We start from the raw sequence: 13,313 nt of genomic DNA on the forward strand, positions 1-13,313 counted from the left end.
TCGTTTCAATGTTTATGAATTCTCGGCAGACCAGTAGATGCCACAGCGCGCGGGTGACACCGCGAGCACGCCAGCCTCACGATCGGTAAAAAACAGACTGCGATTGAGATGGTCGAAGTATTTGTCGCGCGTCGTCGATGTCGAGACGTTTCCATTGACCAAGAAAACCGTCCCCTCGCCAAATTGACCAAGCCATGTCGTCGCCAGTTCGGTGGTCACGTCACGAGGCATCTGGCGGCCAGACATGACGACATCAAACTCCGCAATAGTCATACAGGCATCCTCTGCGGCGCTGCGGCATGTCTGGCAAAAGTACGAGAGCTGCTCTGTCTGCAACTGCAGGAGCTCCGCGTACTCGCAAGCGACAGCACGAGCGTCGAAATTTGCCTCGGTTGCCACTCGGTCATGCACGGAAATGTGAATGGTCTGCCAACGTCGAGGATGAACACGGGTCGCGATATTTGTTTTGGTTGCCTCGAATTCGGCGTTCAGTGTACAGGTCGCGCTCGTTTTCATAGGTTCGATCATTTGGGGTAGGATGTCTGTATATGGATTCGGTCTCCCGCTCCGGGGAGCCGGTGTACTCTCGCGAACGTCTCTGCGGATAGTTGCTGACGTGGCCCAGCGCCACCTGGCGAGGCAATTCGCGCCTTTGACTGAGTCGAAGCGGTTATGTTGACCGCTGTCAAGCCAGGGTTGGAGTCCAGCTGCGCCAGCGCCGCTTGCCCCTGGGGTGAATTGAGGGCGTCGAATGTCGCTCGCGCTTGTTGCGCACAGGTGCGGTAGCTTGACCGATTCGCAACGTCGGCATTGGCGCGAGCTTGTAGGCCAGCATTTGCCGAGCACGGCCTCGCCCTCGGCGGGCTTCGGCAGGTCCACCGCGGTGCCCAGCCCCGTCCACACCCGGACCCGATGGCTCCGCACCTCGAGCTCCCAGCCCAGGCTGTGGCCCCAGCCATGGCCCAGCCCCGCGTCGCGATCCGCCATCGCGGCGCTGTACGAGCGCTCCCACACGAGCGGCAGTGGAGCTGGCAGATCGCAGATCGGGATCGCGTGCGTGAACACCCGCCCGGTGACGACATCGATCGGGTGAGAGACCGTCCCGCACTCCGGATACCGGTTGGATCCGGCGCGCTCTTGCCCCCGCCGCCCGCGCTGTCCCCGCCGGCCCCCTGGCCCCCGGCGCCCCCCCCGGCGCCCGGGCCGCCGCTGCCGCCGGCCCCGCCGCCTCCTCCCAGAACGAAGACGCCGGGGTTCATCCCGGGGATTGGGGGGATGTTCGGCACGGGCGGTACGGGCCATGGAGACAGGGGTATCTGCTGCCGGCGGCGCGGGGGCGACCGATGCGTGGAGCGGCGGCGGTGGCTCAGCCGGGCGGCACAGGCGCCGCCGTGTCGGACGGCACAGGCGCCGCCGTGTCGGACGGCGCCTGTGCGGCCGCGCCGGGCGCCGCCGCGCCCGGCTGCGCCGGCGGAGCGACCTGCGGCGCGGCGTCGGTGTCGCTCGACGACGCCCCGCGACCGCCGCGGCCCTTGTACAGGGACGGCGCGATCGTCTCGACGTCATCTTCGTTCCAGCGGAGGTAGGCGACGGCGCGGCGGGTCTGGTCGTACGCGTTCACGAACAGGGTGAACGCGCGCGCCCTCCTGTCCGCGGCGTCGCTCGGGCTCGGGGCGGCGCCGTGCTCCCTCACGCCGAGGGCGGCGAGGAGCTGCGGCCCGAGCTCGCCGGCGCGCCTCACCTCTTCCTCGGTCGCGGCGGTCTTCCCCGCGATCTCGGGCCAGCTGCCGCTGAACAGCGCCGAGAGCGCGACGAGGTCGTTGGCCGTGTCCATGTGACCGTTCCCTGTCCGGATGTCCGCCACCGTCTCTGCGTCGAGCAAGCCGCGGCGGGCCAGGGCCTCCGCGTCGCCGAGGAGGTTCGCGCGCAGCGGCGCCGCCTCCTCGACGAGCGGCTTCAGCCCGTTCTGAGTTCCTCCGCTGGACAGCCACGCGAGGTGAGCAACCCAGGCGGCGAGCGCGTAGGTCTCCAGCCGGTCGACCAGCCCGACATCGTGCGTCGGCAGTCGCTCGGCGATGAGGGGGCGCAGGGCGAGCAGGCCGGGGAGCACCCCGAGCACCTGGGAGACCGCGCGGGGGATATCGATGTTGATGGGGATGAGCGCGTGCCGCTCCAGCGCGTCCATGTCGGGCGCGGCCCTGTCGAACGCCGCCGCCGCCTGGGGCGGCGCAGCGGGCTTCCTGGGAGCTGGCTTTTTCTTGAGCGGAGCAGAAGGCTTGACCATGAGGGGACCACCTCTCGTCGATGTCGGACGCGGAGAGGCGTAGAGCACCCTGTCGTGCTCTCTGTCCCCCGCGCTGGATTCGATAGATCGTCCGGCGCGCGCCGGGCGGTCATCCAGGGATAGTCACCCTGGTCAGGACGTCAACGTCACCAACTTGCTCTTCTGGACCTGGATCGATGCCCCGGAGGCAGCCAGCTGCCTCCCCGGGATCGGGATCGATGCCCCGGAGGCAGCCAGCTGCCTCCCCGGGATCGGGATCGATGCCCCGGAGGCAGCCGGCTGCCTCCCCGGGATCGGGATCGATGCCCCGGAGGCAGCCAGCTGCCTCCCCGGGATCGGGATCGATGCTCCGGAGGCAGCCAGCTGCCTCCCCGGGATCGGGATCGATGCTCCGGAGGCAGCCAGCTGCCTCCCCGGGATCGGGATCGATGCTCCGGAGGCAGCCAGCTGCCTCCCCGGGATCGGGATCGATGCCCCGGAGGCAGCCAGCTGCCTCCCAGGACCCATGACGGTCCACGCCGCTCCGGTGCCACGTGCGGCGCTTCCGCGTCGAGCGGCTCCTCGGCCAGGGCGGCATGGCGGCGGTGTACGCCGTCGCCGACAAGGGGCAGACGGCGGCCGAGATCAAGGCGGAGGTGGTGGCGGCGGGGCCAAGGTCGGGCTGTTCTGCAAGGTCGGATCGGACATCGTTGACGGCGTGGGGCCAGCGGCGGGGGCGGCGGGGCCGGGGGCTGCGGTGGGAAGGGAGGCGGCGGAGGGCAAGCGGCTCGAGCCTCGGGATCGTGAGCCTGGGCAACCAGCTGAAGCTGACCGGGGTGACGATCGCGGTGGGGAAGGGCGATAACGGAGGCGTCGGGGCGGCGGGGCAAAATGGAGCTACCGGCGGCAATGGCGCCCTCGACGGGACGGCGTCGACAACACCGCCCAGCAAAGCCGGCTGCGACGGCGGAAAGGGTGGCGCCGGCGGCCCCGGTGGCGCGGGCGGTGGCAGGCGGGGCGGCTATGCCGTAGGCCTTGCGTATGCGGTGATGCCGAGCGAAGCACCGGCGGTGCAATTCGCGGCCGGCACAGCCGGCACCGGCGGCGACGCCGGCCCGGAGGAGCCCCGGAGAACGCCGGAGCGCCGGGGAGCGAGGGGAGCTGCTGGGACTTCGCGACGCAGTCGCCGTGTGGAGAGTGAGCGATGACATCACCGAAAGAGACGCCGGCCCGCCTCCTGCCTCCGTGGGTCGATCCGGTGTGGAGCTCGACCACGCCGGAGGCGCGGGAGGAGCAGCTCCGGAGGCTGGCGCGGGCGCAGGCGCGCGGCTCGCTGCTTTGTCGGATCGCGTGGGGCGAGGACGTGCGGGCGGAGCTCGCGAAGATGATGGCCGAGGCGGACGCGATGGAAGCCCTGGAGCAAGAGGCCAACGAAGCGTGGGTGGGCGCGATGGTCGTGGAGGGCGAAGACGCCAGGCGCAGGTCGGGCCTGGCGTGGCTCGGCACGGCGGTCTTGGTGCTGGCGATCCTGTGCTGCCTGGCGCTCGTGGCGCTGCGCCTGGGCTGACATAGCGACGTGGCGAAGGCCGCGCGGTGCGGCGCGCCTCTGGCTCGGCTCGCCTCATCGACGAGCGCGCGAGGAGAGTCGCGGGTGGAGGCGACGGCCCCGGGCAACGTGTGGCGCGGCTCGGAGGCGGGTGACCTGCGCTGCGGCGACGCGCTGCGGCTGGAGCTGACGAGGCCCGGCGCAGGGCGGCGGCGCCCCGCGCCGGCCAGGTGGATCAGGGGTTGTAGCGGCGGCCGCTGCAATAGCTCGCGATCGCGAGCTCCACCGGGCGGAAGAGCGGCTCGGGGAGAGCGTCGAGGGAATACCAGCCCCAGCCGGCAATCTTGTGAGGCTCGCGCTCCTCGGGCTCGCCCTCGAACTCCTCGGCGAGGAGCTGGATGTCCACGTAATGCTTGCCGTAGGCGATGATGTTGCTCAGGCACAAGAACGAGAGCTTGTTGACGACGAGGCCGCTCTCCTCGAGCACCTCGCGGACCGCGCAGGCCTCGAACGACTCGCCGAGCTCGAGGTGGCCTCCGCACCACGAGTAGCTGCCGTCGCCGTGGCTGCCGCGCCGCCGCGCGAGGAGCACGCGGCCATCGCGCACCAGCATGACACCTACGCCCACCAGCGGACGATCCGCGGCGGGAGCTCCGACGATCGGGGGGAATCCCACAGAATACCTCCGGGCCGCGCGCAAGCGCGGGCGCGGGCGCTGTAGCACAGGGAGGCCTGCGGTCGTCGATGTGCAGGAGGTTTCAGGGGGGCATGGCGGTGGGGCGAGAGGTGATTGACTTTTCAGTGAACATGCGTAGCGTGCAGGTCCGATGGATGCCGCCCTTCCCTGGGAGCTGAACCCCGTCCTTGAGCAGAGCCGGCTCGTCCTGCTGGCGCAGACGGCGGTCAATGTCCGCAACAAGGCGTTCAGCGAGGCGAACCGCGAAGAGGGCGATACAAGCTGGGGCATCGGCTGCAAAGCGCACGAGCGGTTCGGTCATGCCCTCTGCAGGCTGGCGGAGGGCGGAAAACACCCGTGGCTGACCGTGCAGCGAGACGGGCTGTACCTGATGCCCCATATCGAGGGGATCGCGGTGCGCGTGTACCGCGGGCCGGCCGATAAACCCTCGCAGAGACACCTCGAGGCCGCCCGGAGCGAGCACAACCGGCGCAGCGAGCCGCGACAGATGACCTTCTCGTTCCTCGGACAGGAAGCCGAGCCGGATGGGCCGTGGTTCTGGATGATGGCCGTCGAGACGGACGTCGAGGGGAGAGCGCTCCGCGCCGTGTTCTTCCAGGCCAACGAGGCGGGCGGGACCCGAAACGCATGGGAGGCGCCGGTCGAGATGGCGCCCGCTGCGCCTGCGCCCGAGCCGGGAGACAAGCCGGCGCGACCGGCGCGCCCCGCACGGCCGCGCGCGGCCGCGGGCCAGCCGGCGAAGGAGGCGCTCCTCTCGCGCGACGGACAGCCGCTGTTCCGGGCGCAGACGATGTCGCTGCCGCTCGTGTCGCAGCCGAGCTGACCCTCGGCGCCAGGCGCGGATCAGCGGGCAAGAGGGCTGTCCGAAGGGAGAGAGCCCTCGCCCCGGATGTTCGGCTCCGCGCGGAGCGCCTGTGTGAGGCCCGGGAGAGGATCCGCCTTCTCTTCCCGCTTCGCGGGGAAATCCAGCTCGATCCAGCCGCCGTCGCGGCGAGAGGCGGTGAGCAGGCCGCTCTGCGTGGAGAAGCGAGCCTGCTCGTCGCGCGCGAGCTGGCCTGCCTCCCAGAGCACATGCGCGCTCGCGAGCGTGGCGTGCCCGCAGAGCGCGACCTCCACCGCCTCTCGCCGCGACGGCGGCTGGATCGAGCTGGAGATCACCGAGAACCGTGGTGCGCGGACCCGTCGTCACACAGGCATTCCCATCGTCCGGAGGAGCGCGTTGTGCTCCTCCGTGAAGCGCCCGTCCGGGCCGCGCAGCACGAGCGGCGCCTCGTCGCGGCACGACGCCGCGTCCCCGGCGCGGCGCAGGGCATAGACCGAGAACAGCGCGGCCCTGCCCTCCTTCGGGACGACGTCGCGCCACGCCTCGAGCGCGAGCCCCGCCGCCGCCGCCGCCGCCTCGACCCGCCCCCGCTGCCGCGCCGACGCGCAGGCCACGAACGGCGCGCCGGGCGCGAGCAGCCGCGCCGCCACGAGGCAGTAGTCCTCCACGCCGCCGCGGTGCTCGAAGCGGCACGGGCCGCGCTGGACCCGATCGGACTCGATGCCTGTGCCGACAGGCAGGTACGGCGGCGTCCCCGTCACGAGCTCCGCCGGCCCGAGCCCCTCGACCGACGCCGGATCGCGCAGGTCCCCCAGGCGCACCTTGCAGCGCGCGTCGACCCCGTTCCACGCGACCGAGCGCCGCGCCATCGCCGCGCTCACCTCCTGCGCCTCCACGCCCGCGCAGCGCGCGTCCGGGAAGCGCCACGCGGTGAACAGCAGCACCGTGCCGATGCCGCAGCCGAGGTCGACAGCGCGGCGCGGGGGCGCGTGCGCGACCCGCTCCGCCGCGAACCACGCGGTCACGAGGTCGTCGGCCGACCAGCGGTGCCCGTCGAGCCGCTGGAGGATGCGGAAGTCGCCGGAGAGGTAGCAGAGGTCCTCGCCGGGGGCGGGCCATACCTCCGGCCTGTCCGGCGGCGTCTCCGGCCGCGGCCCCGGGGCGATCCATCCAGGCGGCCGGCGCGCGGGCCGGACGACCCCGCCGCGCGGCGCAGAGGGGGGCTGGGCGTCGAGCTGCACGTCAGGCGGGGCGATCATCGGACCCCCATGTACCACGCCGCCGCGCCCTCAGGGATCCGTGCACCCCTCGTGGTATTCGGGGTCATCGCAGAACAGGCACGGGGTCGTGCTGCAGTCCAGCGCTGGACACGACTCGGGGCACCCCGGGTCGTTCGGGTCGCAGTTGATGAGCTGCCAGGTGAGCGAGCTCATGTCCTCGGGATCGGCCGGGCAAAAACACCGGTTGACGGCGTGCGACGCCATCAGCGTGATGGTGTGGCACTCCTGCTCCGGCGTCACCCCGTCCGTCGGGAGAGGCAGGCGTTCGTTGGTCCACGGGACCGGGATGGGGCGCGGTCCGCCGGCGATGGTCCCCGCCGTGACGTCGTGCAGGCTCAGGCGCCTTCGAAACGGGTCCCCGCTGCGGCTGCGCCGGCCGTAATCGATGTAGAGCGCGACCAGGACGGGATCGCCGTTGTCCTCGGACAGCACCGTCGCGCCGAAATCCTGGGCGGCGTCCAGCCCGTGGACGTGGATGGGGATGTGCTGCGGAGGGAAGACCGCGGTGAGCACCGGCGCTGTCTTCTCGGGGTGGTCGTACTCCGGCGGCGAGATCACGAGGCAGCCCGCGGCCGGCGCGGCGAGCGCCGCCGCCGCGAGCGAGCGCGCGACGGCGGCGGTGAGGCGCGGGCGCGCCGAGGGGGCGGCGGCGCGGAGGAGGGAAGGGCGGCGGGGAGCGGTCATGATGGCGCTGTCGAGGGGCGGAGGGGTGTGGGGTCAGGGCCGGTCGCTGGAACTCTATCTGCCCGGGTGACGCGCGGTTGGGTATAGCTGCGAGCGCGCGTGAGGGGGGCATTTGCCGAGAGAGATGTCCCATGAAGGCGGGAAGATCATTGATGATCTTCTTCCCGCCTTCATGTTCAAATGACCCCACCACCCGCGTGAGGGCCGGCGCGACGAGTCGAAGGGCTGCGCCGGGGGATCACTTGCGGGGGCTCGCCGGCGCGTTCTCGATGGCGTAGACGACCTTCACCTGCGTGCCGAACGACACCTCGCCGGGCGAGACGGGGGTGCCCATGTCCGCGGCGTACGAGGCGGCAGCGAGGCGGGGGGCGTGGATCGGGCCCTGGTCGACGATCTCGCTGATCGCGACGACGCGGCCGAGCGAGACGCCCTGGAGCCTGGCGAGCGCCTCGGCGCGAGCCCGCGCGTCCGCGATCGCCTTCTCCCTCGCCTGCGCCTCGAGCGGATCGGTCTTGTCGAGGCCGAACGAGATGCCCCACACGTTGTTCGCGCCGGCGGCCACGGCGGCGTCGAGCACCGCCCCGACCTGATCGAGGTTGCGCACGACGACCATCACCGTGTTGCTCACCTGATAGAAGTGCGCCGGCTGGGCCGGCGGCGCCGGCTGGGCAGGCGCCAGATCGGGCGGCGCCGGCTGCTTCTGCGCCGGCTTCGGCCCTCGTCCCGCGGGCGCCGCGGGCGCCGCGGCCGGCGCAGAAGCCACCGCGGGCGCCGAAAGGGGCTGCGGGGGGAGCATCCAGGGCGGCACGTCGGCCCGCCGCACGAGCTGGATGGAGTAGTTGCTGGTCTGGATGTCCTTGTCGGCGACGCCGGCCTGCCTGAGCGCCGCGATGATCTCGGTCATGCGCGCCGCGGCCGACTTCGTCGCCTCGGCCACGGTGGGCGCCATGACCTCGATGCCCATCTGGGCGCGCGCGACGTCGGGCTTCGCGCTGACCTCGCCCCGGCCGACGACCGTGATGGTGTGGGACTCCGGAGCGACGGCCTGAGGCGGCGTCGCCTGCGCCGCGCACGCGGCGAGCAGGGGCGCGGTCGACAGCAGGAACGCGGCGACGCACAGCCGGCGCGACAGAGAGCTCTGGTTCTTCATCCCCGTGCAACGCGCGACGCCCGCGCCGCCTTACAGGGCGCGCCGGGCGCCGCGCGGGGGATGCCCGAGGGGGCCGCATTGCCCCCCTCGGCAAGCTGTTCCACGGCGCGCCGGGTGCGCTATGGTCGTTCACGTGCTCACAATACCCAGCGATGAAGAGGCCCTCGGAGGTCTGCAGGGGGCCACGATCCCCAGCGACCTCTCGCCAAGCATCGGCTACCGGATCGTGTCGCGGGCCGGGGCCGGGGCGATGTTCGTCTCGTACTACGCGGTCCGCACCGCCCCCGAGGGCGAGACCCCCGTCGTCGTCAAGGTCCTGAGGCCGTCGCTCTTCCGGCAGATGGGTCCGTCGGCGGCCGTCATCGTGAAGAAGGAGGCGGTGTCCCTCGGCCGCCTCAACGAGCAGGTCCCCCCGACCCCCTTCGTGGTCCGGCTCATCGACACCGGCACGTTCGAGGTCCGCCGCGGCACGAAGACGCTCGACCTGCCCTGGATCACGATCGAGTACGTGCACGGCGGCGTCCAGGGCGTGACGCTCCGCCAGCGGGTGCAGGGGACGATCCAGGCCACGGGCCACGCGTTCGATCCGGCGCGCGCGACGCGCGCGATCGAGTGCATCTCGAGCGGGCTGTCGGCGGTGCACGACGTGGGCGTCATCCACCGGCAGCTCACGCCGGAGAGCATCCTGTGCTGCGGCTCCGGCGACGACGAGCTGTTCAAGATCAGCGACTTCGGCATGGCCCGGCCGCGCGGCATCCGCGAGACGATCATGGCCGGCGTCGTCGGCAGCTCCGGGGTCGCGCCGCCGGAGATGCTGTCCGCCGATCCGAGCACGATCGGCCCGTGGACCGACATCTTCAACCTCGCGTCCGTCATCTTCTTCCTGCTCACGGGCGAGCAGTTCATCGTCGCGGAGTCGCAGGCGCAGGCGCTCATGGCGGCGATGGCGCGCACGCGCCGGAGCCTCCTCGATACGCGGTGGCTCCACCCCGCGCTGCGCGGGAACGACCAGGCGTGCAAGTCGATCGACTTCGCGCTCCGCTGGGCGTCCGCCGGCGAGGCGCAGGAGCGCCTCCAGGAGGCCGTGGCCGTGGCCGCGATGCTCTCGCCGTACCTCCGCCCCGCCTCGCCGGTCTCGGCGCTGGAGCAGCGGATCGTGGCGAGCGCGGGCGAGCAGCGCACGCGCGCCCAGGAGGAGATGGCGCCCATGACCCTCCCCGCGACGCACGTGAAGGCGCCGGCGCAGCTCAAGGGGGAGCTCGGCCAGACGCTGCTCTCGCCGCGCCAGCCGAGGGGCGACGCCGCGGATCGCGCTTCGGATCGCGGCGCAGATCGCCCGAGCACGGACCGCCCGATCGAGGCCGAGCTCATCAGCGCGCCGCCGCGCGCCAGCCGGGAGCCGCCGCCGCGGCAGTCGTCGTTCATCGTCGAGCGCTGGACGTGGAGCGTGCTCCACCACCCGAGCCTCGACTCCGTCATCCGGAGCGTGGCCTGGGACGGCTACGGCCGGTGCCTCGCGGCGGGGACGGGCGGGCTGCTCTTCTGGAACGGGACGAGCTGGAGCGAGGCGTCGTCCGGCGGCCTCCCGAGCCCGCAGGGCGTGCGCTTCGTGCACCGGATCGGGCCCGGCCGCTGGCTGCTCGGCGGCGACACCTCGACGCTGGCGGTGTACACGACGGGCGGCGTCACGGGCGTCTTCCAGCTGCCGGGCGAGCCGCAGAGCCACGTCGCGCTGAGCGGCGACCTCGAGGACATGGGCATCCTCGTCTCGACGACGCCGAACGATCCGCGGCCGCTCCTGCACGCGTTCATCGCCAAGCGCTGGCTGCGGCCGATGCCGGCCGAGGGGGTCGCGCTCCTCGCCGCGGTCGCGCGCGTCGAGGACGAGCGGTGGCTGCTCGTCGGCCGGTCGACCACGGGCGAGGGGCTCGTCGCGCTCTACGCGCCGCTCGACTGGCACATGGAGCGCCTCCCCGCGCCGCCGGCGCGGGCGTTCGTCGCGTGCGCCGGGCGGCCCGATCTCGGCGTGGGCATCGCGGTCGGCGCGGACGGGAGCGTGGTCTGGCGGTACGGGCAGAGCGTCTTCACGGAGCACATCGAGCCGCGGCGCGCCCTGTCGGCGGCGACGATCGACGCGGAGGGCCGCGCCTGGGCCGGCAGCGCGGGGCGCATCTGGGTGCGGCGCGGCGGCATCCCGCCGATGGCGGGGACGTGGGAGTGCGTCTGGGAGAACGACGCCTGGGTCGGCCCGGTCGTGTCGCTGTTCGTCGACTCGGAGGTGGTCGTCGCGATCACGGCGGACGGCGGCATCATCGAGGGGCGCGTCACCGGCTGACGGTCGGCAGCGCGCTGCCCGCTGTCACGCGCGCGCTCCTCCTCCCCGGGGCGGAGCCGGGTTACCCGCCTTCCGGGGGCGCGCGGTGCCTCGCCACGACGATCGTGATGTCGTCGTCCGGGCTCGCGCTCCAGCTCTCGACGTCCCTCAGGATCCGGTCGCGGATGACCTCGACCGGCGCGTCCTGGGAGACCTCGACGGCCGAGCAGAGCCGCTCCAGCCCGAACTGCTCCTGCTCGGCGTTGCGCGCCTCCGTCACCCCGTCGCTGTAGAGCACGAGGAGGTCGCCGTCCTCGAGGCGGAGCTCGGCGTCGTGGGTCATCGCGTCGATCGACGGGAGGACGCCGACCCACACGCCGGAGCTCGGGACGCACTCGCACCGCCGCGTGCCCGCGCGGCACACGACGATGTCGTCGTGCGCGCCGGCGAACGTCACCCGCCCGCTGCGCTCGTAGCGGAGCAGGAGCAGGGTCGCGTGCTCGTCGCGCTTCAAGCGATCCCGGACGTTCTCGTAGAGCGCCCCGTTCAGCGCCGAGACGAGCTCGCCCGGGCTGGCCATCGGATCCCTGCGCGTCATGGCCGCGACCATGCTCTGGATCATCAGCATGACGAGGCCCGCCGCGAGCCCGTGCCCCGCGACGTCGCCGATCCCGAGCCACCCGCCCTCCTGCGTCGCGATCACGTCGTAGTAGTCGCCGCCGACCTCGGCGGCCGGCTTCATCGCGGCGCAGAGCTCGAGCCCCTCCAGGTGCAGCCGCGACGGGACGAGCGTGGTCTGGATGCGCTCCGCGACGAGGCTCTCCTGGCGGACCCGCTCCTGCTCCAGCCGCTCGCGTATCTCCACCTGCCGGACGATCTCCCGGTGCATCGACACGGCCTTCATCGCCGAGCCGATCTGGAGGCGCACCGTGTCGTAGACCACCTCGTTCGCGCCGCTGTTGACGAGCGCGATGCCGAAGTGCTCCGCCTCGCCGAACGTGAGCGGCATCGCGACGACGCTCCAGCGCTCGGCGGAGCTCAGGAAGCCGGGCGGCGCGAGGCACGAGGACGCGAAGCTCGCGGGCGGCGGCTCCACCTCGCGGCTGTTCTCCATCAGGAAGAGCGACCGCAAGGTGGCGTGCTGCGGGTCGTCGTAGAGCGAGATGGCGACGTGCGTGAGATCCACCCTGGGCAGCTCCGCCGCGAGCGTGCGCCGGAGCGTGGGCATGCTCAGGCTGGTCGAGAAGCACCTGCCGGTCCAGCTGAGGTTGATCGACGCGCGCTCCAGGTACAGCCGCTTCTCGCCCTCGGCGCGCACGGAGGCGCGGCCGATCAGGACGCGGGACGCGTGCCAGAGCCGCTCGAGGTCGTCCTCGGGGGCGCCGCCGGGGGCCCGGCGGACCCCCGCCCGGAGCAGCGTGATCGCGCCCTGGAGCTGGTCGAGGGCGACGCCCTCGCGCCCGGCCGCGTCGAGGAGGCCCTGGAGCGCCCGCAGGAAGCGGCCCTCCTGCCCGGCGAGCTCCTCCGCGAGCGCCGAGAGCAGCTCCCGTGGCCAGGCGCTGAGCGAGGCCGGGGCGGTCACGGACCGCGCGAGCGCTCGCTCCAGGTCCTCCCGCTGCTCGGCGACGGAGAGCGGCTCGCCGCGCGAGGGCGCCTCGGCGGACGCGCGCGGGAGGGCGGCGTAGTAGCCGCAGCCGCACGACTCGCGCCGCGTGAGCTCGACCGGAAGCAGGCTGCACTCCGGCACCCGCTCGCCGCCGAGCTGGCGCACGACCGTCGTGACCGCGAGCGCCCCGAGCTCCTTGATCGGCTGGCGGACGGTCGTCAACGACGGCCTCGTGACGCGCGACACGGCGACGTCGTCGAACCCGCACACGAGGACGTCGCCCGGGACGTCGACGCCGTGCGCCTTCAGCGTGTCCATCGCGCCGAGGGCCATGTTGTCGTTGCCGGCGATGACCGCGTCGAAGTCGACCCCGCGCGCGAGGAGCTCGCGCATCGCGCGGCGGCCGCCGTCGATCAGGAAATCGCCGAACACGAGGAGTCGCTCGTCGTAGGGGAGCGCGCGCGCCTCCAGCGCTCTCCGGTACGCCCGGGCGCGCAGCTTCGCCTCCTCGTTGCTGATCGGCCCGCTGATGTACGCGACGCGCCGGCACGCGTGGTCGTCGACCACGTGCGCGACCACCGCCTCGACCCCGAGCGCGTTGTCGACGATGACGCTCGGGATGCCCTCCATCGCGAGCCCCATGCTGCACATGGGCAGGGGCGCGTACGATCGGCAGAACGCGTACGCTCCCTCGACGCCGAGGTGGCTCGTGAACGGCGAGGAGACGATCACCAGCCCGTCGACCGTCGCCGCGCTGACGAGCGAATAGATGCTGCCCCGGACGTCCAGGGTGTAGGCGCTGCGGGCGGGCGTCTCCCAGAAGGCGACGACGAGGTTGACGTCGTGCGCCTCGGCGGCGCGCTCGACCCCGAAGCGCACCTCGGACTGGTACTCGCCGCAGAGATAGTCGGTCAGGAGGGCGATCGTGGGCCGCTTCGCCGCCATGCTCG

The 13,313-nt window shown here is 72.4% G+C and carries 11 protein-coding genes and 1 pseudogene; 3 read left to right on the forward strand and 9 right to left on the reverse strand.

The annotated features are described in order from the left end of the window. Positions 1-12: 12 nt before the first annotated feature. From WMF28_RS10715 to WMF28_RS10725, 3 genes and pseudogenes are all read right to left on the reverse strand, one after another. A complete protein-coding gene (locus WMF28_RS10715) occupies positions 13-516 on the reverse strand; it encodes a hypothetical protein (protein ID WP_437604398.1) in 504 nt (167 codons plus the stop codon). A 372-nt stretch (positions 517-888) separates the two neighbouring features. After that, positions 889-1,302 (reverse strand): annotated as a pseudogene (locus WMF28_RS10720) (DUF6531 domain-containing protein); the annotation flags it as partial. 64 nt (positions 1,303-1,366) lie between these two features. Beyond that, positions 1,367-2,284: a hypothetical protein gene (locus tag WMF28_RS10725; RefSeq protein WP_437602074.1), complete on the reverse strand. Its 918-nt coding sequence runs from the start codon at positions 2,282-2,284 to the stop codon at positions 1,367-1,369. Between the two features lie 1,183 nt (positions 2,285-3,467). Between WMF28_RS10725 and WMF28_RS10730 the strand changes: the two genes are divergently transcribed. Continuing rightward, positions 3,468-3,830 (forward strand): hypothetical protein, encoded by a 363-nt coding sequence (locus WMF28_RS10730; RefSeq protein ID WP_437602075.1) that lies wholly within the window; start codon positions 3,468-3,470, stop codon positions 3,828-3,830. A gap of 214 nt (positions 3,831-4,044) precedes the next feature. Here WMF28_RS10730 and WMF28_RS10735 read toward each other — a convergent pair whose 3' ends face one another. After that, positions 4,045-4,485 (reverse strand): nucleotide triphosphate diphosphatase NUDT15, encoded by a 441-nt coding sequence (locus WMF28_RS10735; RefSeq protein ID WP_437602076.1) that lies wholly within the window; start codon positions 4,483-4,485, stop codon positions 4,045-4,047. A 151-nt stretch (positions 4,486-4,636) separates the two neighbouring features. Between WMF28_RS10735 and WMF28_RS10740 the strand changes: the two genes are divergently transcribed. Then, the gene (locus tag WMF28_RS10740) at positions 4,637-5,329 is read left to right on the forward strand and encodes a hypothetical protein (RefSeq protein WP_437602077.1); all 693 of its coding nucleotides are present in this window, start codon (positions 4,637-4,639) and stop codon (positions 5,327-5,329) included. A 20-nt stretch (positions 5,330-5,349) separates the two neighbouring features. Here WMF28_RS10740 and WMF28_RS10745 read toward each other — a convergent pair whose 3' ends face one another. The 4 genes from WMF28_RS10745 to WMF28_RS10760 all read right to left on the reverse strand — a co-directional run bounded on the left by WMF28_RS10745 (position 5,350) and on the right by WMF28_RS10760 (position 8,443). Further along, positions 5,350-5,664, reverse strand: coding sequence for a PhzF family phenazine biosynthesis protein (locus tag WMF28_RS10745; protein ID WP_437602079.1), 315 nt, complete (start codon positions 5,662-5,664; stop codon positions 5,350-5,352). A gap of 27 nt (positions 5,665-5,691) precedes the next feature. Then, complete coding sequence (locus WMF28_RS10750; RefSeq protein WP_437602080.1) at positions 5,692-6,588, reverse strand: tRNA1(Val) (adenine(37)-N6)-methyltransferase; 897 nt, start codon at positions 6,586-6,588, stop codon at positions 5,692-5,694. Between the two features lie 30 nt (positions 6,589-6,618). Continuing rightward, complete coding sequence (locus WMF28_RS10755; protein WP_437602081.1) at positions 6,619-7,293, reverse strand: hypothetical protein; 675 nt, start codon at positions 7,291-7,293, stop codon at positions 6,619-6,621. A gap of 238 nt (positions 7,294-7,531) precedes the next feature. Further along, positions 7,532-8,443: an SIMPL domain-containing protein gene (locus WMF28_RS10760; protein ID WP_437602083.1), complete on the reverse strand. Its 912-nt coding sequence runs from the start codon at positions 8,441-8,443 to the stop codon at positions 7,532-7,534. Between the two features lie 133 nt (positions 8,444-8,576). Here WMF28_RS10760 and WMF28_RS10765 point away from each other — a divergent pair, with 133 nt between their 5' ends. Further along, positions 8,577-10,778, forward strand: coding sequence for a serine/threonine protein kinase (locus tag WMF28_RS10765; protein WP_437602084.1), 2,202 nt, complete (start codon positions 8,577-8,579; stop codon positions 10,776-10,778). Positions 10,779-10,839: 61 nt separating this feature from the next. Here WMF28_RS10765 and WMF28_RS10770 read toward each other — a convergent pair whose 3' ends face one another. After that, positions 10,840-13,308 (reverse strand): SpoIIE family protein phosphatase, encoded by a 2,469-nt coding sequence (locus WMF28_RS10770; RefSeq protein WP_437604241.1) that lies wholly within the window; start codon positions 13,306-13,308, stop codon positions 10,840-10,842. Between the last annotated feature and the right edge of the window lie 5 nt (positions 13,309-13,313).

The sequence above is a fragment of the Sorangium sp. So ce590 genome (assembly GCF_051521365.1).
GTDB lineage: Bacteria > Myxococcota_A > Polyangia > Polyangiales > Polyangiaceae > Sorangium.